Annotated in this window: 19 protein-coding genes; 7 read left to right on the top strand and 12 right to left on the bottom strand. The window is 62.3% G+C overall.

The window, feature by feature from the left end:
• Nucleotides 1–36: 36 nt before the first annotated feature.
• The 3 genes from BXE_RS40820 to BXE_RS40815 form a co-directional block, all read right to left on the bottom strand.
• Complete coding sequence (locus BXE_RS40820; RefSeq protein ID WP_011494004.1) at nt 37–3402, bottom strand: DUF4214 domain-containing protein; 3366 nt, start codon at nt 3400–3402, stop codon at nt 37–39.
• A 14-nt stretch (nt 3403–3416) separates the two neighbouring features.
• The gene (locus BXE_RS46830; RefSeq protein WP_148311799.1) at nt 3417–3620 is read right to left on the bottom strand and encodes a hypothetical protein; all 204 of its coding nucleotides are present in this window, start codon (nt 3618–3620) and stop codon (nt 3417–3419) included.
• 245 nt (nt 3621–3865) lie between these two features.
• On the bottom strand, nt 3866–4567 hold the full coding sequence (locus BXE_RS40815; protein ID WP_011494002.1) for an SDR family oxidoreductase: 702 nt from the start codon (nt 4565–4567) through the stop codon (nt 3866–3868).
• Nucleotides 4568–4699: 132 nt separating this feature from the next.
• On the opposite strand from BXE_RS40815, the gene BXE_RS40810 reads away from it, so the two are divergent.
• Nucleotides 4700–5602, top strand: coding sequence for a LysR substrate-binding domain-containing protein (locus tag BXE_RS40810; RefSeq protein ID WP_011494001.1), 903 nt, complete (start codon nt 4700–4702; stop codon nt 5600–5602).
• Nucleotides 5603–6042: 440 nt separating this feature from the next.
• Here BXE_RS40810 and BXE_RS40805 read toward each other — a convergent pair whose 3' ends face one another.
• Entirely contained in the window at nt 6043–6303 is a 261-nt protein-coding gene (locus BXE_RS40805) for a hypothetical protein (protein WP_049782461.1), read from the bottom strand.
• A 223-nt stretch (nt 6304–6526) separates the two neighbouring features.
• On the opposite strand from BXE_RS40805, the gene BXE_RS45090 reads away from it, so the two are divergent.
• On the top strand, nt 6527–6880 hold the full coding sequence (locus BXE_RS45090) for a transposase (RefSeq protein ID WP_081435643.1): 354 nt from the start codon (nt 6527–6529) through the stop codon (nt 6878–6880).
• A 553-nt stretch (nt 6881–7433) separates the two neighbouring features.
• Here BXE_RS45090 and BXE_RS40795 read toward each other — a convergent pair.
• The 3 genes from BXE_RS40795 to BXE_RS40785 form a co-directional block, all read right to left on the bottom strand.
• Nucleotides 7434–8504 carry an SDR family oxidoreductase gene (locus BXE_RS40795; RefSeq protein ID WP_011493999.1) on the bottom strand — a complete coding sequence of 357 codons (1071 nt, stop codon included), beginning with the start codon at nt 8502–8504 and terminating at the stop codon, nt 7434–7436.
• A 118-nt stretch (nt 8505–8622) separates the two neighbouring features.
• Nucleotides 8623–9435, bottom strand: coding sequence for an enoyl-CoA hydratase/isomerase family protein (locus tag BXE_RS40790; protein ID WP_011493998.1), 813 nt, complete (start codon nt 9433–9435; stop codon nt 8623–8625).
• Nucleotides 9436–9446: 11 nt separating this feature from the next.
• Entirely contained in the window at nt 9447–11078 is a 1632-nt protein-coding gene (locus tag BXE_RS40785; protein WP_011493997.1) for an AMP-binding protein, read from the bottom strand.
• 374 nt (nt 11079–11452) lie between these two features.
• Here BXE_RS40785 and BXE_RS40780 point away from each other — a divergent pair, with 374 nt between their 5' ends.
• Nucleotides 11453–12235: an IclR family transcriptional regulator gene (locus BXE_RS40780; protein WP_011493996.1), complete on the top strand. Its 783-nt coding sequence runs from the start codon at nt 11453–11455 to the stop codon at nt 12233–12235.
• Between the two features lie 54 nt (nt 12236–12289).
• Here BXE_RS40780 and BXE_RS40775 read toward each other — a convergent pair whose 3' ends face one another.
• From BXE_RS40775 to BXE_RS40755, 5 genes are read right to left on the bottom strand one after another with little or no spacing between them, the layout of a single operon-like run.
• Nucleotides 12290–13012 carry an ABC transporter ATP-binding protein gene (locus tag BXE_RS40775; RefSeq protein WP_011493995.1) on the bottom strand — a complete coding sequence of 241 codons (723 nt, stop codon included), beginning with the start codon at nt 13010–13012 and terminating at the stop codon, nt 12290–12292.
• A complete protein-coding gene (locus tag BXE_RS40770; protein ID WP_011493994.1) occupies nt 13005–13730 on the bottom strand; it encodes an ABC transporter ATP-binding protein in 726 nt (241 codons plus the stop codon). Before BXE_RS40770 ends, BXE_RS40775 begins: the two co-directional genes overlap by 8 nt.
• A complete protein-coding gene (locus tag BXE_RS40765) occupies nt 13717–14721 on the bottom strand; it encodes a branched-chain amino acid ABC transporter permease (RefSeq protein ID WP_011493993.1) in 1005 nt (334 codons plus the stop codon). Before BXE_RS40765 ends, BXE_RS40770 begins: the two co-directional genes overlap by 14 nt.
• Nucleotides 14718–15584, bottom strand: coding sequence for a branched-chain amino acid ABC transporter permease (locus tag BXE_RS40760; RefSeq protein WP_011493992.1), 867 nt, complete (start codon nt 15582–15584; stop codon nt 14718–14720). The genes BXE_RS40765 and BXE_RS40760 overlap by 4 nt, the downstream gene beginning before the upstream one ends.
• Nucleotides 15585–15618: 34 nt before the next feature.
• Nucleotides 15619–16824 carry an ABC transporter substrate-binding protein gene (locus BXE_RS40755; RefSeq protein ID WP_011493991.1) on the bottom strand — a complete coding sequence of 402 codons (1206 nt, stop codon included), beginning with the start codon at nt 16822–16824 and terminating at the stop codon, nt 15619–15621.
• A 469-nt stretch (nt 16825–17293) separates the two neighbouring features.
• Between BXE_RS40755 and BXE_RS40750 the strand changes: the two genes are divergently transcribed.
• The 4 genes from BXE_RS40750 to BXE_RS40735 are packed head-to-tail and all read left to right on the top strand — an operon-like array spanning nt 17294 to nt 19624.
• A complete protein-coding gene (locus tag BXE_RS40750; RefSeq protein WP_011493990.1) occupies nt 17294–18448 on the top strand; it encodes a thiolase family protein in 1155 nt (384 codons plus the stop codon).
• Nucleotides 18448–18846, top strand: a complete 399-nt coding sequence (locus tag BXE_RS40745) for a Zn-ribbon domain-containing OB-fold protein (protein WP_011493989.1) — start codon at nt 18448–18450, stop codon at nt 18844–18846. The genes BXE_RS40750 and BXE_RS40745 overlap by 1 nt, the downstream gene beginning before the upstream one ends.
• Nucleotides 18843–19238 carry a hypothetical protein gene (locus BXE_RS40740; protein WP_040123495.1) on the top strand — a complete coding sequence of 132 codons (396 nt, stop codon included), beginning with the start codon at nt 18843–18845 and terminating at the stop codon, nt 19236–19238. The genes BXE_RS40745 and BXE_RS40740 overlap by 4 nt, the downstream gene beginning before the upstream one ends.
• Before the next feature lie 2 nt (nt 19239–19240).
• Nucleotides 19241–19624 carry a MaoC family dehydratase gene (locus BXE_RS40735; protein WP_011493988.1) on the top strand — a complete coding sequence of 128 codons (384 nt, stop codon included), beginning with the start codon at nt 19241–19243 and terminating at the stop codon, nt 19622–19624.
• The last annotated feature ends 4 nt before the right edge of the window (nt 19625–19628 follow it).

The raw sequence follows: 19628 nt of genomic DNA, 5'->3' as shown, positions 1-19628 counted from the left end.
GAGGGACATCACTTTGCTGTCTTCCTCTGGCACTTTCTATGACGGCGACAGCGTGCTGCCTACATGAATGCCGTTGCCTGTGGAGGTCATGCCGGTCCACGTGGCCATGCCCACCAACTCAACGACATGCGCGTGACCGGGTGTGGCTCCCTCGAATACTGCCACGTACGTGTTGCCGTTTGCGCCATCAAGCCACGCGATAGCATCGCCCGCGCTCGCACCGGTGACGCCTTGCACAGCAAGGTTAAATTGGGTTGCGTTGGTGTAGTTTTCCGATGGCACCAGGCCGCCACTCGCGCTGAGTTCGTTACCTACAGCCATCGTCGCAGCCCCGCTTAACTGGATTACATCCTGCCCTGCGACAAAACCCGTCACGCTATCCGTCTGCTGACCGGCCGCATTCAGAATCAGCGTATCCGTGTTCGTACCATGCGAACCGAAAGTGATGCTATCTGCGACCGTGGTATTGCTGCTTTCGGTAATGGTCGCAGTACCGGAGCCAGTCGTGATCGTGTCGCCATGGGCGGAATCGGTCAGGTATAAGCTACCGGCAAAGTCGGTTGCAATCACCGTATCCGCAGCTCCGGTGAGAAGAGTCAAGGTAAGAGCAGCGCTCCCAGTGATGTTGAGCGTGGCGGCGCCTGTCGTGGCCAGCACGCCGCTGCCGGTCCCATCCACACTCATCGTGATCGCGGAGGCACCCGAGTCCACAGCGCTCGCGCCGGAGTCCAGAATGTTTGTGGAGGTGTCCGACAGCGTGTACGTGTCCGTGCCTGCGTCATAGTTGCTGGCATGCGTAAGGACACCAGCCTGTGCCACGGTGATACCCGTCTCTGCGGCGATGTTGCTGATGCTGTAGCTCGTTGCCCCACTTACGATGGCCGCGTTGTTCGCGTCACTCACGTGCGACCACGTGTCCGACAGGCTGTAGGTCAGCGTACCGGTGCTGTCGGCATGCCCGATCGTTTTGATCTGCAAGACGGAGGCCGAATCGGTCACCGTCACGTCGAGCCCTTCCCCCACGAATGTACCCGTGCCGTTATTCGTCGCGGCGTCGGATGCCAGATTAGCAGCCGTGTCGGACAGGCTGTGCCAGGTCAGCGTTTGGGGCCGAGCAGTCTCGATCGCTGCTATCTGCGCGATCGAGGCCGCGTCAGTCACGGTCACATTCTGATCTGTCGTCACATACGTGCCTGTGCCGCCATGCGTCGCAGCGTCGGCTACCAGATTGGCAGCTGTGTCCGACAGGCTGTAGGTGTAGTCGTCCGACGTAAAGTTGCTCGCGCCCGCCGCCACAGCGGCATCGGCCACCGACAGGGCACCCAGCGTCGTTGCGTCGGTCAGGCGATAGCTATGTCCGCTCACGACGGCGCTGTTGGCCGGGTTGTCCAGGTTAGCCAACGAGTCTGCGAGGTTGTAGGTTAGCGTACCGGTGGCGTCGGCGGCCTTGATGGCTGATATCTGCGCGATGGAAGCCGCGTCGGTCACGGTCACGTCGTGACCCGCCGTTACGTACGTGCCTGCGCCGTTGTTCGTCGCGGCGTCGGCTATCAGATTCGCCGCCGTGTCGTTCAGGCTGTACATATAGCCACCAGACGTGAAGTTGCTCGCGCCCGCCGCCACGGCGGCATTCGCCACCGACAGCGCACCCAGCGCCGCCGGGTCGGTCAGGCTATAGCTATGCCCGCTCACGAGCGTGCGGTTGGCCGCGTTATCCAGATTAGCTAACGAGTCCGCGAGGCTGTAGGTCAGCGTACCGGTAGCGTCGGCATGGCGGATCGCCATTATTTGTGCGACTGAGGCCGAGTCAGTCACGGTCACGTTACGGCCCGTCGTCACCGCGGTACCTGCGCCATCATGCATCGCCGCGTCGGCTGCCAGATTGGCGGCCGTGTCGGACAGGCTGTAGGTGTAGTTGCCAGACGCGAAATTGCTTGCACCCGCCGCTACCCTGGCATTCGCCACCGATAGGATACCCAGCGCCGCCGGGTCGGTCAGGCTGTAGCTATGCCCGCTCACCATCGTGCTGTTGGCCGCATTATCCAGGTCAGCCAGCGTGTCCTTCAGGCTGTATGTCAGCGTACCGGTACTGTCGGCATGGTGGATCGCGGTGATCTGCGCGATCGAGGCTGCGTTAGTCACGGTCACGTTATGATCCGCCGTCACGACGGTACCCGCGCCACCATTCGTCCCGGCGTCGGCTGCCAGATTGGCGGCCGTGTCGGACAGGCTGTAGCCGTAACCGCCCGACACGAAGTTGCTCGCGCCCGCCGCCACGGCGGCATTCGCCACCGACAGCGCACCCAGCGCCGCCGGGTCGGTCAGGGTGTAGTCATGCCCGCTCACGATCGCGCTGTTGGCCGGGCGGTCCAGGTTAGTCAACGAGTCTGCCAGGTTGTAGGTTAGCGTACCGGTGGCGTCGGCGGCCTTGATGGCTGATATCTGCGCGATGGAAGCCGCGTCGGTCACGGTCACGTCGTGACCCGCCGTTACGTACGTGCCTGCGCCGTTATTCGTTGCGGCGTCGGCGGCCAGATTGGCGGCCGTATCGGACAGCGTGTACGTGTCGGTGCCCGATGCATAGTTGCTCGCATGCGCGAGCACGCTGGCTTGTGCCACGGTGATATTCGTCTGCGCGCCGATGTCGCTGATGGCATAGCCCGCTGCCCCACCCACGATGGCGGCGTTGGCCGCATTACTCACGTTCGACCACGTGTCATTCAGGCTGTAGGTAGAGCCTGGCGTTAATGAAGCGGCCTGCGCCACGGTGATACCGGTGGTCGGGGTAGTACCGGACGCGTAGGTATCCACAATCGTGGTGCTGGTCAGAAGGCCATCAGGAGAAATTTCGTTGGCAAACTGCGTCGGGTCGGTGGTTGCCGCAGACGTGGCGTTCACATATGACGAGAGGTGGGTCAGCAGCGCAGCTTCCGTCGTGCCATCAGTACTCACTTGTGACAGAAACGTGCGGCCGATTACGGCAGCGGTGTCGCCAGAATAGGTGGTTGCTGCTGCGGTGAACTGGTTCGCGGCGGTAAGTTCGGCCTGGACCGTCAAGACATCCGCGTTCTGAACGCCGCCCAGAATGGCCAACGCCAGGTTGCCGGCAGTGAACGTGCCCGTTGCCAGCGCGTTGGTATAGAACGTAAGGCCGGCAGCGTCCGGGGCACGATGCAGCAGATTCTGATAAATGGCGGTTATCAGTGCCTCGGGCGTCACGTTGGACCCATAGAGCGCCGCGGATTCCGCTGAAGTGGCAAACGCGTTCACGACGCTGGCCAGGCTTCCACCATTTTGCTCCAATGTTGTCGCCCAGAAGGTGAGACCTCCGGCATCGGCCGGACGACCATAGTAAGCGATATAAAGTTCTTGAATCAGATCGATGGATGCTTGCGTTGCCATGAAAATGTTCCTTGTCAACCGGCTTCAAAAAAGAGTGCCAACCAGATATAGCCGGCGTGTTTTGCGATTTCAATTAATGGAAGTCGCTGGCACATATCAGGGGCATTCCGGCATCTTTTACCCATTGTGTTATCACTGATTTTCCGGTGCGCAAGGTTCCCGACCTTTTTGCCGAATATCCTCAAGGCTCGCTTGACTATTGAGGTCTGTTTCTCCATCTTATGTCGCCAGAAGCATAGCGATTTACTTTGCTCTTTCACGTGACAACCATCACATAACGAACCATTTCTCTGTCTTCGCCCAAACCGGATCTTCGGCAGGCTAACTATCGTGTGTGGACAACGTGCCCACCTATTTGCAAGCACTCCCGGGAATTACCCGGTGGCAGACCGAAACTGGAGTGATCCGCGTTAGCCATCATGCAATGCTGCCGGATCCGAACAGGCCGGACTTTTTATCGCCATCATAGAGAACGGGTCACACCGCCATCGACACGAATATTTTGCCCAGTGATGTAGGCCGCGCCTTCAGAGGCGAGAAAAGCGATGGTCGCGGCGACTTCCTCGCTGGTTCCGTAACGCTGCAGCGGCACGCTTTGCCGGCGCTCATCGGTGGCTGGGAGGCTGTCGATCCAGCCAGGTAGCACATTGTTCATGCGAATATTGTCCTTCGCATGACTCTCGGAAAAGATCTTCGTGAACGCCGCGAGGCCCGCGCGAAAAACCGCCGAAGTCGGGAACAGCTCACTCGGCTCGAAGGCCCAGGCCGTGGAGATGTTGACGATCACCCCTCCATGCTTTTGCATAACCGGCGTGACCAGCCGTGTCGGACGGATAACATTGAGCAGGTACGTTTCCATGCCTGTATGCCAGTCCTCGTCGGTCAGTGCCAGAACCGGGGCGCGCGGACCGTGCCCCGCGCTGTTGACTAGCACGTCGATGCGCCCCCAGCGCGAAATGACCAATTCGACGAGCCGGGCGAGGTCGTCGTTCGACCGGTTCGATCCCGTCACTCCCAGACCTCCCAGTTCCGCAGCCAGCGCCTCGCCTTTACCTGAAGATGAAAGGATGCCGACCTTGAAGCCATCAGCCGCGAATCGGCGGGCTGCCGCAGCGCCCATTCCGCTGCCGGCTGCCGTGAACACTGCTACTTTTTCTACTGTCATATCTGGTACCGTGCCTCATCAGTTCGTCGCAATCACTCCGGTCAATCGCGGGAGTAGAATGCCCAGACTAACATCATGACGCACTGGAGAGGGCTCATTTTTACTGGCCTGATGCAGTAGAAAAACTATCCGATGAACGATCCGCTAGATCCGCTTCCTTCACTGAACGCGCTACGAGCCTTCGAGGCGGCCAGCCGGCATCTGAATTTTCGGTTGGCGGCTGGCGAACTGGGTGTCACGCAAGGTGCCGTGGCCCAGCATGTGCGAGGGCTCGAATCGTCGATAGGTCTGGTGCTGTTCGAGCGCCGTCCCCGTGCGCTGGTGCTGACAGAGAATGGACGCAGCTATGCGGCAAGTGTGCGGCGCGCGTTCGACTTGCTGGTCGAAGCGACGCAGGCTTTGCGCCCGCAGCCGTTGCAACTTACGATCAGTGTCACGCCTACATTTGCCGCAAAATGGCTGATTCCCAGGCTTCAGGACTTTACTGCCGCACACCCTGAGATTGACCTGCGCATCATCGCGACCGATCGGCTATCGCACTTTCAGACCGACGCTATCGATCTGGCGGTGCGCTACGGACAACCGCCGTTCGGCGTGGGCCTGAACGCCGAATGCCTGTTCGAAAGTGTGCTCGTCGCTGTCGGCAGCCCGCGACTCGCCAATGAGCTCAGATCGTCAGGTGCCGCCAGGTTTTTCGCACGGTACCCGCTTTTGCACGATGCCCACAATCAGTGGCCGCCATTTCTGCAGGAAGTGCTGAAGCAGTCGGCGGCAATTGGCGAAAAGAACATCCGCTTCAACCAGACTTCTCTCGCCATTGACGCCGCGATGGCGGGACAAGGTATCGCCCTGGCTCCGTTTGCGTTCGTCGGGCGGGCCATCGCAATGGGTGGATTGAGCCGCATATTCGACGTCGAGCTTCGAACGGGCTCCGGTTTTTACGTCGTCACCCCGCGGCGACTTCGACATCCGGGGCCGGTAGCCGCGGTTCGCGGCTGGCTGCTGAAACAGGGTCGTGAACAGATGTGCGACTGATCGGGCGTCGGCTAATACGAGCCTGTCGTTGCGCGCCTTGCTGATAATGCTACGCGGCGGCCCTGCATCTTCGGTCGGCGTGCCTTGGCCAAGGCCGTTTGCGGCGGCAGGCTCATCTGGCTCAGGGCCTGCTGCCTGCCGGAACGCATGTGCGCTCGATGCCGAACAGGTAGTCGCGCTTCATCCGGTCGCCAGCAACTGGAAACGCTGGCTGAGTTTTCCGCCCACCGCGGTGGCCTCCTAACGGGAGGGCGCCTGGCTGCGCCCATTGATCGTCAATCCACTAGACAACGCGGTCCAGCACCGCTCGGGGGTATCCGCGTGGAGGCTTGCTGGCGACGAAAATTGTACCGGCGCGGGCGCGTGGGAAGGCGCGCGCGAGCGGTATCCGATCGACGCGCTCCCGTACCGGCCACGCCCGGCCCGCCGGGTCGAGCGATTTACGCCATGTCGCGGACAGTGGCAGCAGGCACTGCCTTTCCGCGCTTTTCAAGATTTTCCGCCAGTAGCTGTAAGAAACCGTACAGATCGCCGTCGGTGTGTCGCTGACGAAATTCGCTTATCACTTCGTCAATGGCAGCGTGCTGCGAAACAGCGGAAAGCGCACTGGCGATATGCGAACTTCCTCGCGCAAGATCGAGCATGTAGATAGATCGGTAAGAATGGGGGTTTTGACGTTTTGGTTTTCGTTGGTGTGCCATTGGTGTTCTCATTCTGATATGAACAGCATTGCTTTCCGCGGGCCGGACCGCCTGCCAATGCCAATCGTTCACGAGTGCCTCGGTCAAAAGCTTCCTCGCGCCATCGCCGCGAGCACAAATCGCGCCCGACCCGAAGGCGACAATCGCGGCGCCTGCTGGTCGAGCCCGAACTGACGCGAAAGCTGTTCGACGGGATCGGCATCGAGCTGTGCGAGCGCGACTGATGAGGAAGGAAGGCACGCTGGTGGATGCGACGATCTTCGAGGCTCCGCCGTCGAAAGAATGCGGGGAAGAGCCGGGACCCGGAGATGCACCAGGCGAAGAAAGGCAACGAGTGGCATTCGGCGTCAAGGCTCACATCGGCGTGGACGCCGACTCGGGTCCGGTGCAGAGCGTGGTCACCACGGCGGCCGACGAGCCGGCTGTATCGCAGGCTCACACGCTGCTGCACGGCCATGCGCAGGAAGCGTTTGGCGACGCAGGCTACACCGGCGTGGACAAGCGCGAGCGGATGAAGCGCAAGACGGTGAAGTGGCACGTGGCCGCGCCGGCGCGGCAAGATCAGGGCGATGCCTGACGGTGTGCTGAAATCTGGTGATCGCGCCGAGCGGACCACGGCACAGATTCGCGCGCGGGCGGAGCGCCCGTTTCATGTCGTCAAAAACCTGTTCCGGCATCGCAAGGGGCGCTACCGGGGCTGGCCAGGAATACGGCGCAACCGTTCAGCCGGTTCGTGCTATCGGTTCCCGCCTCTCCCAGTGATAGCGGCGGCCCCTTGCAGCGTTAAGGCTCTGCGGGATTTGTTTTTCGGCGACCCGCACAGCGACCATCAAATCACGGCCGGATTCCTCTTCGGGCTCAACTGCGAACGTTGAAAAGCAGGCCCATCGCGAGCCTGAACGACCGTCCAGATTCATCGGTGAGGGCGGGTTCGAGTCTCCCCGAATCGGAGCGAGTATCGGACCGCTCCCGTGCCGAAGCGGTGGCAGATGCGGGCCACCTTCCATATCAGCACAATGGGAACCGAACTGCCCGCCATACGAAGCAATTCGAGTCCGTGACGGGGCCCCAACGGTTGAGTCGGCTGTGGAGCGGTGACCACGGACGCGCATCGCCGGTACCAGGTTTCCTCAAGCGGGCAACACACGGCGGCGCTGTAAATCGGAGATTAGCTCGACGAACATTTCTTCACTGTCGATGCAATCGTTGAAACCGGCTTGCCTGATCTTGATGGTGCTCATGTGATGCGGATTCGGCCGCTGGCCATAGCCCAGCAGAAAGTCGGCGAATTGCCACGACGGCACGATCTCCGCGTAAGTGTTCGGCGCCAGATCGTACTTCTGAACAATCTTGTCCCAGATCGGCTCGTTTTGCGGCATGACTCGCGCGAGCGAGAAGGGATGCGCCGGCGCGGTCTCCATGTCGAACAGCTTTGCGATTCGTGGCCAGATGTTTTCCCACACATACACATCGCCGTTGGTGATATTGAACGTCTGATTCGCGGCGGCGGAATGCGTGCCGGCCCATGCCATCGCTTTCGCAATGAGGCGCGCGTCGGTGGCTTCGCCAATGCGCGACGCTCCGCCCGGAAAACGCAACGGTATGCCGTACTCGCGAGAGATGGCCGCATACACGCCGATCGCGGAGACGATATTCAAGGGACTGCCCAGTGCGATGCCGCACACGATCTGCGGCCGCAGAATCGTCCACGACCAGTCCTTACCCTTTTGCTGTTCGGCCAGCCAGTCCATTTGCGGGTAATAGAAGTTCGGACCCATGTAGCGCGGATCGCTCTCTCGCGCGGGCTGCCTGAATGGGCCGAGATGTCCACCATAGGCTTTAGTCCCCTGCAGCATCGTGATGTGACGTAGATTGGTCGATGCCTTTTCAACGACCTCTATGCAATTCTTCAACATGTCGAGATTGATCTGCACATGGTCCATCTCGGACCAACCGCGCGTGACATCCGCCTTCTCATAGACGGCCGTGTACGCAATGTGCGTGACGTCGCGCAACTGGCCGAGTTTAGCCTCGCAATCGGCACGATCACGCAGGTCGACCGACACCCATTCGGCCTTCGTCGGGAAGACGGGTTTGCGGCGCGACGCGCCGACGACCTGCCACTCGGGCAATGATTCGAAGTGCTCGAGCGCGCATTGTCCAACCGCGCCCAGTGCGCCGACGATAAGGATCTTGTTCATGTTTTCTCCAGGTGCGCCGCAGGGCGCGGCACATCAACTCTGCCGGTCGGGAGGGTTGGAAAAATACGAAGGCGCGTTGCCCGACGGCGTTCAGCGTGTCCTTCGAAAAGGCTTCTGGCTAGGCGGCCCTATTGTCCGGTTTGTTCTGTCTGCGGGCGAGGAACGCCGCAACCGCGGCCTGGGTGGCGGGATGGGTCGCGCTCGAAAGCATCAGTTCGAAAAGTTGCGCCTCATCGGGCGCATGCGAGTTCGCGAGCAGTGCCAGTGTGCGTTTCAGACGGTCGAGCGTGAAACTGCTGGGCCGTGAGAGTTCGGCAACGGCGGTGACAGCCGCGGCTTCCGCTGCCGCGAGCGGGTGGACTTCACTGACCAGACCGCCTTCGAATGCCTCCCGCGCGGAAAACAGACGGCCCGTGGCCGCCCACAAGGCCAGCCGGCGCGGTTGAACGACGCGATGGAGAGCCGCGACCGCGAGCACGGGCGCCAGATCCAGGCGAATCTCGGGCAGGCAGAAGCGCGCATCCTCGCTTGCAATGACAACGTCGGATGCCGCCGCGATCGAGCAGCCCGCCCCGAGGCAGTCGCCGGTCACCACGGTCACGACCGGCCTGGGCGAGTCCCGTAATGCGGCGACGCAGTCTTCCAGATGCCGAAAGCCGACGGTGAGTGCATCGGGCGCGGGATCGGACAGCGACGCCACGTCGGCACCCGCGCAGAACATGGCCGTCAATGCCGAACGGATCTCGATGACGCGAACCCGCGGATCGTTCGCGGACGCGGCAACTGCATCGACGATCGCGCGAAACATGGCGGCTGAGATCGCGTTGCGATGCGAGGGTCGATTGAGCGTCAGACGCAAGACGTTGTCGATGACTTCGATCAGCAGCGCGCCGTCGGCGCTGCGCTCAACACCGGAATCAGGAAGTGCCATTGCGCTCACACCTATTGAGAGGTTGAGATGCCGAATACTTCTTGTTTCATTCGGGTCTTCTGTATCTTGCCGCTGCCCGTCATCGGCATCTGTTCGACGAACGCGATCACACGCGGTACCTTGAACGCGGCAAGCCGCGCCGCGCACCACGCGGTGATCTCTTCCGCGGAACAGGTTTCGCCTTCCTTCAGTTCGACGACGGCGGCGGGCACTTCCACGAGGCGCTCGTCGGGCAAACCGATGACAGCCGCCTGGCGCACCTTTGGATGGCGGCACAGCGCTTCTTCGACCTCGGCCGGCGCCAGGTTCTCTCCGCCGACACGCAGCATGTCCTTGATGCGACCGTGATATTCGAGGTGACCGCTCGCACGCAGGATGCCCCGGTCGCCTGTGTGCAGCCAGCCGTCGACATCGATCGCTTTTGCGGTCGCCGCGGGGTTGTTGTAGTAACCCAACATCAGCGAGTAGCCACGGTAGAGAATTTCGCCGGATTCGCCCGCGGGTACGGTTTCACCTGTCGCCGGGTCGACGATCTTCACCTCGCACCCGGGATGAGGCCGGCCGCAAGTCGCTGCCCGCAATGCGGGCGGCTCGTCGAGGTCGCCGATCGTCACGTTCGGCGACGCCTCGCTGATGCCGAATACGTTGCTGATGCCGGTCAGTCCCATCTCCGTCTGCACCATGCGCACAATGTCGGGGCTGCTGGCGATCCAGCCTTTGGTTACCGACGCGATCGCCTCGCGACGGAACCCGGGATACTTGTAAAGCGTGATGAATAGCGAATCGACGCCGCTATAGACGGTGATTTGCTCGCGCGCGATGGTCGCCAGGACGGCGGCCGGATCGAAGCGCGCGAGTGTATGGATCGGCGCACCGGTCGACAAACCCAGCAGCATACCGAGCGTCAGTCCGCCAACGTGAAAGAACGGCCCCGGCACGAAGATGCGATCGGCGTGCGTGATGTGAAGGCGAGCCGCAACGTCGTGCGCGTTACGCAACGTGCTTTGATGGCTGAGCATCGCGCCTTTCGGCAGCGCAGTGGAGCCCGATGTGAACTGGATCAGCACGGGATCGTCAGGCTTCACCTTCGCTGCCGCTTCGTGCACCCGGATGATTGCCGCAGGGTCGATGGGCGAGGCCGTCAGGCTCCCCGCACTCAGTTCGCCCACGAAAGTTGTGCTCGTGCCTGTCGTCACGATATGGCGCAGGCGAGGCAGCGTCTCGCTTCGCCAGGCGCCTGGTTGTGCTTCGCTCAACGCAGGAACCATCGCTGCAACGATGGCCAGGAAATCCGTGTCGCCGATGATCGGCGAAAGCACCAGAATCTCGATATCCGCCGTGGCAAGCTGGTAGGCGAGCTCAGCGGCGAGAAAGCGCGTATTGAGCGGGACGACGACCGCGCCAATGCTTGCGGCGGCATAAGCCCATACAACCCACTCATAACCGTTCGGCATGAGAATGCCGACCTTCGCGCCCGCAATAATGCCAAGCGACTGCAACGCCGCGCCGTGCCGCTCGACGTCGATGGCGAGTTGCCGCCACGTGGCCTGGTGCCCGGGGGTGCTCACCGCCAGACCCTCGGGTCGCTCGCGCCTCTGCCGCGCGAGGAAGTGCGGATAGGTGAATTCGTTCAGATCATTCATTGTGTTCACTTCCTCCATGTTGCGCGGCCGGTGAGATCGAACAGGATTCGTATGCGCATATCAGCCGGACTTTCCCGGGCGGGACGAGGCAATGAAGAGTGGCGACGTGTAGCATGAAGTCTCCTGGGTGCGCGCATGGACGCGCCTTTTTCACCAGCTATGACATGCCCCGGCAAGCAGGCCCCGGTTCATCTCACGAACCAGGCGCTCCGCTTTAGGGATGGCTTTTATTCTTTATTGCGAATAGAATTCGCTGTAGGGAATTATAGTGATAGTGTTTCGGCCGCGTCAATCTCTCAAGTATCCGAAACGTCCTGGTGCTTCATTTTTCAACCACGACCGTCAGGTCAGAACAAGCGGACCACTTACGTCTCATGTCTCAAATTCCAGTGGCAGAAAAACTCGTCGGCGCGCTGAGTAGTGGCCTTGCCGTGCTGCGCTATCTCGCGGGGATGCCTACACCGGTAGGCGTCACGCGAGTCGCGCGCGACCTCGAACTCAACTCGAGCACCTGCTTCAACCTTCTCAAGACCCTCGTGCACGAAGGTCTGGTGACATTCGACGAGCGCACCAAGACCTATACCATCGGCATCGGTCTGGTGGAGCTTGCGAAGGGCGCACTGGATCAGGCGTCGTTCGCGCGGTTGCTCAGGCCGCAACTCGAAAGCATCGCGCAACAGCATAAGGTGACGGCAACGCTATGGGAGCGCACTCGCAATGAGCGCGTCGTACTCGTCGACCTCGCGGACAATCCCGCGGCAATGCGCGTCCACATGAGCATCGGGCAACGCCTGCCCATGTACCTCGCCGCATTGGGCCGTTGCATGGCCGCCTATTCGGAACTCAGCGCGGACGAGCTGCGTACCCGCATCGAAAGTTTTCGCTGGGAAAACGCGCCGTCGTTCGAAGAGTATTACGCGGAGGTTCAGGACGTGAAGGAGCGTGGCTATGCGGTCGACAACGGCAATTATGTGAAAGGCGTCACCACTGTTTCAGCGCCCGTGATCGACGCGAACAAGCGCGCGGTGATGGCGATCAGCGCCGTGAGCTTCAGCGCCCAGCTCAACCGGGCGGCCATCCGGGCGCTCGGAGAAGATCTGGGAGCGCGCGCAATCGAGGCTTCCCGAGCGATTTCCGGGCGGGTCAGGGCGGCCTGAACGCTCACGCTGCGGGATCCATACGAGGGACGGCCAGCGGTCCCTGCGCGGTCTCTACGCCGCGACGCGACCGGACTTGCCCAGGTAGGCCTCGCGCAGTCGGGCATCGGCAAGCAGTTCGGATCCCGAGCCCGACAGCACCACACAGCCGTTTTCCACGACGTAAGCGAAGTCGCAGCGCTTCAAGGCTTCGTTCAGATGCTGTTCGATCAGCAGGATGGTCAGCCCCTGCGCCTGCAAGGCCTGCGCCGCGACGAAGATCTGCTCCACCATCATGGGCGCAAGACCCAGTGACGGTTCATCCAGAATCAGCAATCGTGGTTCCGACATCAGACCACGGGCGATCGCCAGCATCTGCTGTTCGCCGCCGGACATGGTGGCGGCGAGTTGCTTGCGCCGCTCGACCAGACGCGGAAAGAGCGCATACATCCGCTCGATGTTCTGCTTGCGATGCGTACGCGCCGGTGCGAACGAGGAGGAGGTCAACAGGGTTTCCTCGACCGAGAGCTGGGGAAACAGCTTGCGACCTTCCGGCACGAGCACGATACCGGCCCGCGCGCGTTCGTGGGCGCGTAACGACGCAAGGTCGCGACCTTCGAACAGAACTCGCCCGCCGCGCACCGGAACGGTTCCGGCGACGCTGCCCGCAAGTGTCGATTTGCCGGCGGCATTGCCGCCCACCAGCGCAACCAGCGTACCGGCCCGCACTTCGAGCGAGACGCCGTGCAGGATTTCGGTGTCGCCGTAGCCGGCATGCACGTCGATGAGTTCAAGCATGCAGCGTCACTCCCAGATACGCTTCCTGGACCCGCGTGTCGCGCTGGATCTGTTCCGGCGTTCCTTTGGCGAGCAACGCGCCGAAATTGAGTACGAGGATCTGATCGGACAGGGTCATGACGGCATCCATATGATGTTCGACGACGAGAAAGGTGAGGCCGCGTTCGCGCCGCAGCGTGAGCACGGTCTGCACGACGCGGTCGACTTCGCCAGGCCGCAAGCCGGCCATGACTTCGTCGAGCAGGATGACACGGGCGCCCGACGCGCAGGCCTTGGCCATTTCAAGCGCTTTCTTGTCGGCGATCGTCAGACTGCCGATGGGATAGTCGCGTTTCGCCGACAGTCCGACCCAGGCGAGCGATTCTTCCGCCAGTTCGCGAGCTTGGGCTCGTGACCGGCTCCGATGTACGGCCGCGACCATCGCGTTCTCGAACACACTCATGCTCCAGAACGGCTGAACGATCTGGAACGTTCTCACGATGCCGGCTTTGCAGATCTGCTCCGGATTGCGTCCGTGCAGCGATACGCCGGCGATCGACCACTCGCCCGCGCTTGGGCGCGTGAAGCCGGTGAGCAGCGTGAATAGGGTGCTCTTGCCGGCGCCATTGGGACCGATGACGCCGAGAATCTGATGCTCGTCGACCGAGAACGATACGTCGTTGACCGCGGTCAGGCCGCCGAAACGTTTGGTGAGATGGTTGACTTCAAGCAGCGCCACGAGATTTCTCCGGTGCGGTGTCTTGCGCCGCGTGCTGGCGCGCGTGCCACTGTTGCAGGAACCAGTCCGCGATGCCGACGCGCGTGCGCATCACAACGATGATCACGACGATGCCGTAGATGATTTGTGGAAGGCCCTTGATCGAGTCGCCGAATAGAAGTTGCGTGCCGTCCGACACCACGCCGAGCAGAATCGCGCCGATCACCGGACCCCACCAGTGGCGCGAACCGCCGACGACGGCGGGCAGCAGGAAATACACCGCCTCGGTCCATGCAAAGGTGGACTTGGGGTCGATGAAAAGGGTGTACTGCGCGATGAAGGTTCCGCCCACCGCCGCGAGGCACGCGCTGAGCCCGAACGCGATCTGCATGTTGCGCACGATCGGCACGCCGACCGCGCGTGCCGCGTTCTCGTTTTCCCGCAGTCCGTCGAGCATGAGGCCAGCACGTCCGCGTCGAATGGCGGTCATCAGACACGCGGCGCCCGTTACCATGCCGAGCACGATGTAGTAATACGCTGCGCGAGATTCGAACTGGAACGCTGCGAAGCTGGTGCCGCGCACGGGAATCAGCAGACCGTAGGCACCACCAAGGGACGGCATGTTCTCGACCAGTACCTGAACCATCTGCGCCAGCGCGAGTGTGACCATCGCGAAGTACAGGCCGCGCAGGTTCAGCCGGAACGTGAGCAGGCCAATCAGATAAGCGAGCACCACCGCGAGCAGTGCGCCGGCAATCAGGCCGAACCATGGCGACAGACCGAAGGTCAGGAAGAGGTATGTGGACGTATAGGCGCCGGCACCGATAAAGATCGTATTGCCGAGCGAAAACTGGCCGGCGAGCCCGCCGGTCAGATTCCATGCAAGGGCCTGGTAAGCCAGGTAGAGTACGGCGATCGCTGTCGTGACGGCGAAGCTGTTGCCGATCCACGGCAACCCCAGCACCGCGATGCCGATCACCGTCGTGCACAACGCCATGCTTCTGGAAATCATACGGTTCCCCGGAAAAGGCCGCTCGGCCGAACCAGCAAGAGCGCGACGAAGGTGATCAACGGCACGAGAATGCCCAGCGAACCGGGTACGAGCACGGCTCCCAGGCTCTGGCTCAGACCATAGACGATCGATCCGAGAATGGCGCCGCGTACACTGCCCATGCCGCCGAGAATGACGATGATGAACGAGGGCAGCAGGTACGTGTGGCCCACCTCGGACGACAGATACACCATCGGCACCAGCCACGCGGCTGCGAGACCGAGCAGGCCCACCGCGATTGCCGTGGAAATCACCAGCACTCGCTCGACATCGATACCGGCGAGCGCCGCGGCAGTGCGATCCTGCACTGCCGCGCGCGTGATGACGCCGAAGTCCGTGTAGCGCAAAAAGAGGTACAGGGCGATACACGCGCCCATGCCGACAACAAAGCCATACAGACGCGCGGCCGGCAGAACGATCGCGCCGAGCTCGAACGCCTCGTTGCTGACCGGCACGTTGATCGAACGGAAATCCGCGCCGAACAGCGACAGCACGACGTTTTGCAGCACCATGGAGAGTCCGAGCGTGACCAGCAACTGGGCGTGCTCGGGCGCGCCGGAGAGCGGACGCAGCAGGAAGCGATACATGGCCACGCCGAGCAGCGCGAGCGCGGGCACGACAATGACGGCCGACAGATAGGGATGGATATGACCGGCGCTGTACAGCACGTAGGTCGCGTACATGCCGACCATCAACAGGTCGCCGTGGGCGAAGTTCACGACCCGCATCACGCCGAACAACAGCGTGAGACCCACCGCCGCCAGGCCGAAAATACCGGCATTCAGCAACCCGTCGATGACCGCCTGCGCAATGACTATGTACATAGGGATAAGCGATGACTGAGAGAGAAAGGCGCACCTAGCGGTTGCCGGGCACCCACTGGCCAAGCCTGTTCGACGCGCCGGCCAGTGCCGCCGGCCAGACGGTGACCCAGCGGCCGCCTTGCGCCTGCGCGGCCAGGATGACGGTATTGGCCTGTCCTTTGGCGTCGAACTTCAGATAGGCTCCCTGGTGCGGTACCAGGTTCGCGCGCGCGGAAGTGAACGTGTGCGTGGCGAGCGCCTGGCGCACGGCTTCCGGAGCGGCGGACTTGCCGGCTTCCACCGCTTCCTTGTAGACATACGCCGAGGAGTACGCATAGGCGACATCGTCGTTCGCGTCGATCTTCAGCGCGTTCTTCACGCGCGCGGCGAAATCGGCTGCGCCGGGCACCTTGATATCGGGCAGCCACGCGGTCGTACCGACCTGGTTTTCCGCTAGCGGCCCGAGCTGAAAGAAACCGGCATCGATCTCGCCGGTACCGATCGTCATGTACGGACGCCGGAACTGCAGCATGTTCATCGTCTGCACGGCTTTCATCGTGTCGTTCAGATAGGACGCGGCCAGAATCGCGTCGGCGCCCGACGCCCTGATTTTACTGATTTGCGCAGTCAGATCCTGCGCGCCGCCGTGAAACGTTTCGACATCGACGATCTGTTTGTGGTGGGCGGCGGCGGACTGCCTGATGTCTTCGACGATGCCTTGCCCATACGCGCCGTCTTCCGACAATATGGCCACCGTGTTGAACGGCTTGCCGCTTTGCGCCGCGGCGCTGGCGAGGTAGTCGAACATCGTGTCGACCCAGACGCGCGACGGCGGACGCGTGCGGAACGTGTACCTGAAGCCCGATTCCGTGATGCGGTCCGCGGCGGAGTACGGCACGAGGTAGGGAACCTTGCGGCGCTCGGCCACCTGCGCGACCGCCAGTGTCACGCCGCTCTCATAGGAACCAGTCAGCGCCTGCACCTTGTCCTGTTCGATCAGCCGTTCGGCCTCGCGCGCGCCGACGTCCGGCTTGCCCTGGTGGTCGGCGAAGACGAACTGCAACGGCTCCCCATTGATGCCGCCGGCGGCATTGATTTCCTGTTGCGCGAGGCTGTAGGCCGCCTTGACCTTGTCGCCGATTTGCGACGTCATGCCCGACAGCGGAATGACCACACCGACCTTGACCACGGCCTCGGCGGCCGCGGCGTAGCACGCCAGCGTCAGCACGAGCGCGATGGTCACGAAACGAGCGCGTTGCATGGTGTCTCCTTGTATTCGCGCGATTGATGCGACTCCTGCGCGTTTTTTTAACAGCTACGAGAGCAGGCGGACTCTCCTGTTTGGTCGGTCCGCTGATAGTCCTCAACGTCATTTATTCGTTATAGCGAATATAATTCGCTGAAGCAAATTATAGTAACGCGAAATCGTTGGCGTCAACCTCTGTATTCGTGCGCATCTGGGACGGGTATCCGGGTGGGCGGCGGCATGATTCCCCACGCGGCGATGCGCGCCCGTCCGCTAGATCGCCTGCTCGATTGCGCTGCACCAGTGTAATTTCGGCTGTTCCAGAGAGGAATCCATTCGAACCCTGTTGGACTCGACCCGCAGCCGACGAACTTCTTGTTGACGTCCTGCAAAGCCGACTATACCATTCGACACAACGAATTATGTTTTGTATAGAGAATTATCGCAGTCGGCTTTGACCGACGATCCGGGAGACGAGCGAGCCATGACAATGAACGCCTTCATCACGGGCGCCTACGACACGGCAGTGGGGAAGTTGCCGGGTAGCAGTTGCATGTCGCTGCACACGGAAGCGGCGCTCGGTGCGATCGGTGACGCTGGCCTCCGGCTAGCCGACATCGACGGCGTGTTGTGCGCCTATTCATTCACCGAGCCGCATCTGATGCTCGGTTCCGTTTTTTGTGAGGCGCTCGGCATCCATCCGGGCTATTGCGCGGCGCTGCAGGCGGGCGGCGCCACCGCCTGCATCATGGTCATGCAGGCCGCTGCGCTCGTCGCAAGCGGGCAATGCCGGCACGTGCTCGTGGTCACGGGCGACAACCGGCTCAGTGGCCTGTCGCGCGACGGCGCCGTTGCGGCGCTCGCCGAAGTGGGGCATCCGCAGTTCGAGCGCCCGTTCGGCATCAGCGTGCCCGCTTCATACGCGCTGGTGGCGCGGCGTTATATGCACGAAACCGGAGTCACGTCCGAGCAACTGGCCGCGATCGCGGTCGAGCAGCGGCGCCACGCGGCGCGTCACCCGAAAGCACACAGGCAAGAGCCGATTACCGTGGCCGACGTGCTCGCGTCGAAGCCGATCGCCACGCCGCTGCACATGCTGGACTGCTGCCTGATTTCGGACGGCGGCGCGGCGCTCGTCATCAGCAGCGGCGAAGCGTCGCGCGACACGCGCGTCGCGCCCATCGTCGTGCTCGGCGCCGGGCAGGGACACACGCACGAACACATCATCGCCGCGCCGAGCCTCACGAGTTTCGGTTGCAAGGCTTCCGCGCAGCGCGCGTTCGCGCGGGCGGGCGTCGGTCCGGCCGAGATCGACGTTGCCGAAATCTACGACTCGTTCACCATCACGCTGGCGGTGGAGCTCGAGTCGATGGGTTTTTTCGAGCGAGGCGAGGCGGGCGTCGCGGCCGCGCGTGGCGAGCTGGGCCTGGGCGGCCGTCTACCGTGCAATACGCACGGCGGCTTGCTTTCGTACGGCCATTCAGGCGCAGCCGGCGGCATGTTCCACGCGGTCGAGGCGGTCCATCAACTACGCGGCGACGCCGGCGCCCGTCAGGTCGAGGACGCGAAGCTCGCATTCGTCCACGGCGATGGCGGCATTCTGTCCGCGCATTGCTCGCTCGTTCTGGGAGCTCATTGATGTCTCGCCCATTGCCGCGCGCTACCGCCGAGACCGCTCCCTTCTGGGAAAGCTGTGCGGAAGAGAAGCTGCGTTATCAACGATGCGCCCGTTGCGGCGCTGTGCAACTGATCCCGCGCGCACTGTGCAGCGAATGCCAGAGTCTCGATCTGAACTGGCTGGATTCCGACCGCCGGGGATCCGTACTGACCTTCACGATCGTGTATCGCGCGCCCAGCGAATCATTCAGGAGCGAACTGCCGTACGCGATCGCCCTGGTCGACATGGACGAGGGCTTTCGTCTGATGGTCAACGTGAGCGGAGGAGCGAGCGCGGCGCTGCAGATTGGCTCGCGTGTGTCGATCGGGTTCCGTCAGCTCGATGGGATCGCGGTGCCGCATGCCGAGGTGGTCGAGTGAACAGACCGATTCTGTGGGAACACTTCCAGCCGGGCGTGTTACTCGGCGCCACGACGCTGACTTATTGCAAATCGCTGTCGCGGTCGTGGGAGCGCATCTTCGGGCCGGACGACGCCTGCAGCGCCGCCGAGGCCGCGAGCATCGCCACCGCGTTGATGATGCGCGGCTATCTGCACGTCGTGACGCCGAGGCCGCCGGGCAATCTGCATGCGCGCCAGCGTTTGACGATCGACAGCCTGCCGCGGCCCGGCGACCGGATCAATCTGGCCGTGACCTGCCTGTCGAAAGAACTCAAACGCGAGCGGCGCTATGTCGATCTTCAGGTCCGCGGCAAATCCGGCGACGGCCGCGCGCTGTTCGTCGGCGTGATGAGTCTCATCTGGGCGGCCTGAGCATGATCGCAAAACTCAAGAAAGTGTCGCTGACGACGGACGCCATTGTCACGCAGGCGTATGCCGAGCTGACCGAAGACTTCAATCCCATTCATCTGGACCCGGCGTTCGCGGCCTGCACGCCGCTGCGCCAATGCATCGTCCACGGGACGATGACGCTCGGCCTCGTGTGGCAAGCGTTGTACCGGACGTTCGGGCCGGATGCGCTGGAGCGTGTCGAACTGGATGTTCGGTTTATCAAGCCGGTCGTAGTCGGCGAACGCGTGCACGCGGGGGGCGAGGAGCAGGCGGACCAGCCCGGCCGCTATAGCGTATGGGTCAAGGGCGACGATGGCGCCGAGCGCATCGTCGGCACGGCGACGTTTCGAAATAACAGAGCGGGATAACTGA

It is taken from the genome of Paraburkholderia xenovorans LB400 (genome assembly GCF_000013645.1).
GTDB classification, from domain to species: domain Bacteria; phylum Pseudomonadota; class Gammaproteobacteria; order Burkholderiales; family Burkholderiaceae; genus Paraburkholderia; species Paraburkholderia xenovorans.
Note: the sequence above shows the minus strand (reverse complement) of the source record. Positions and strands in the feature narration are given on the sequence as shown.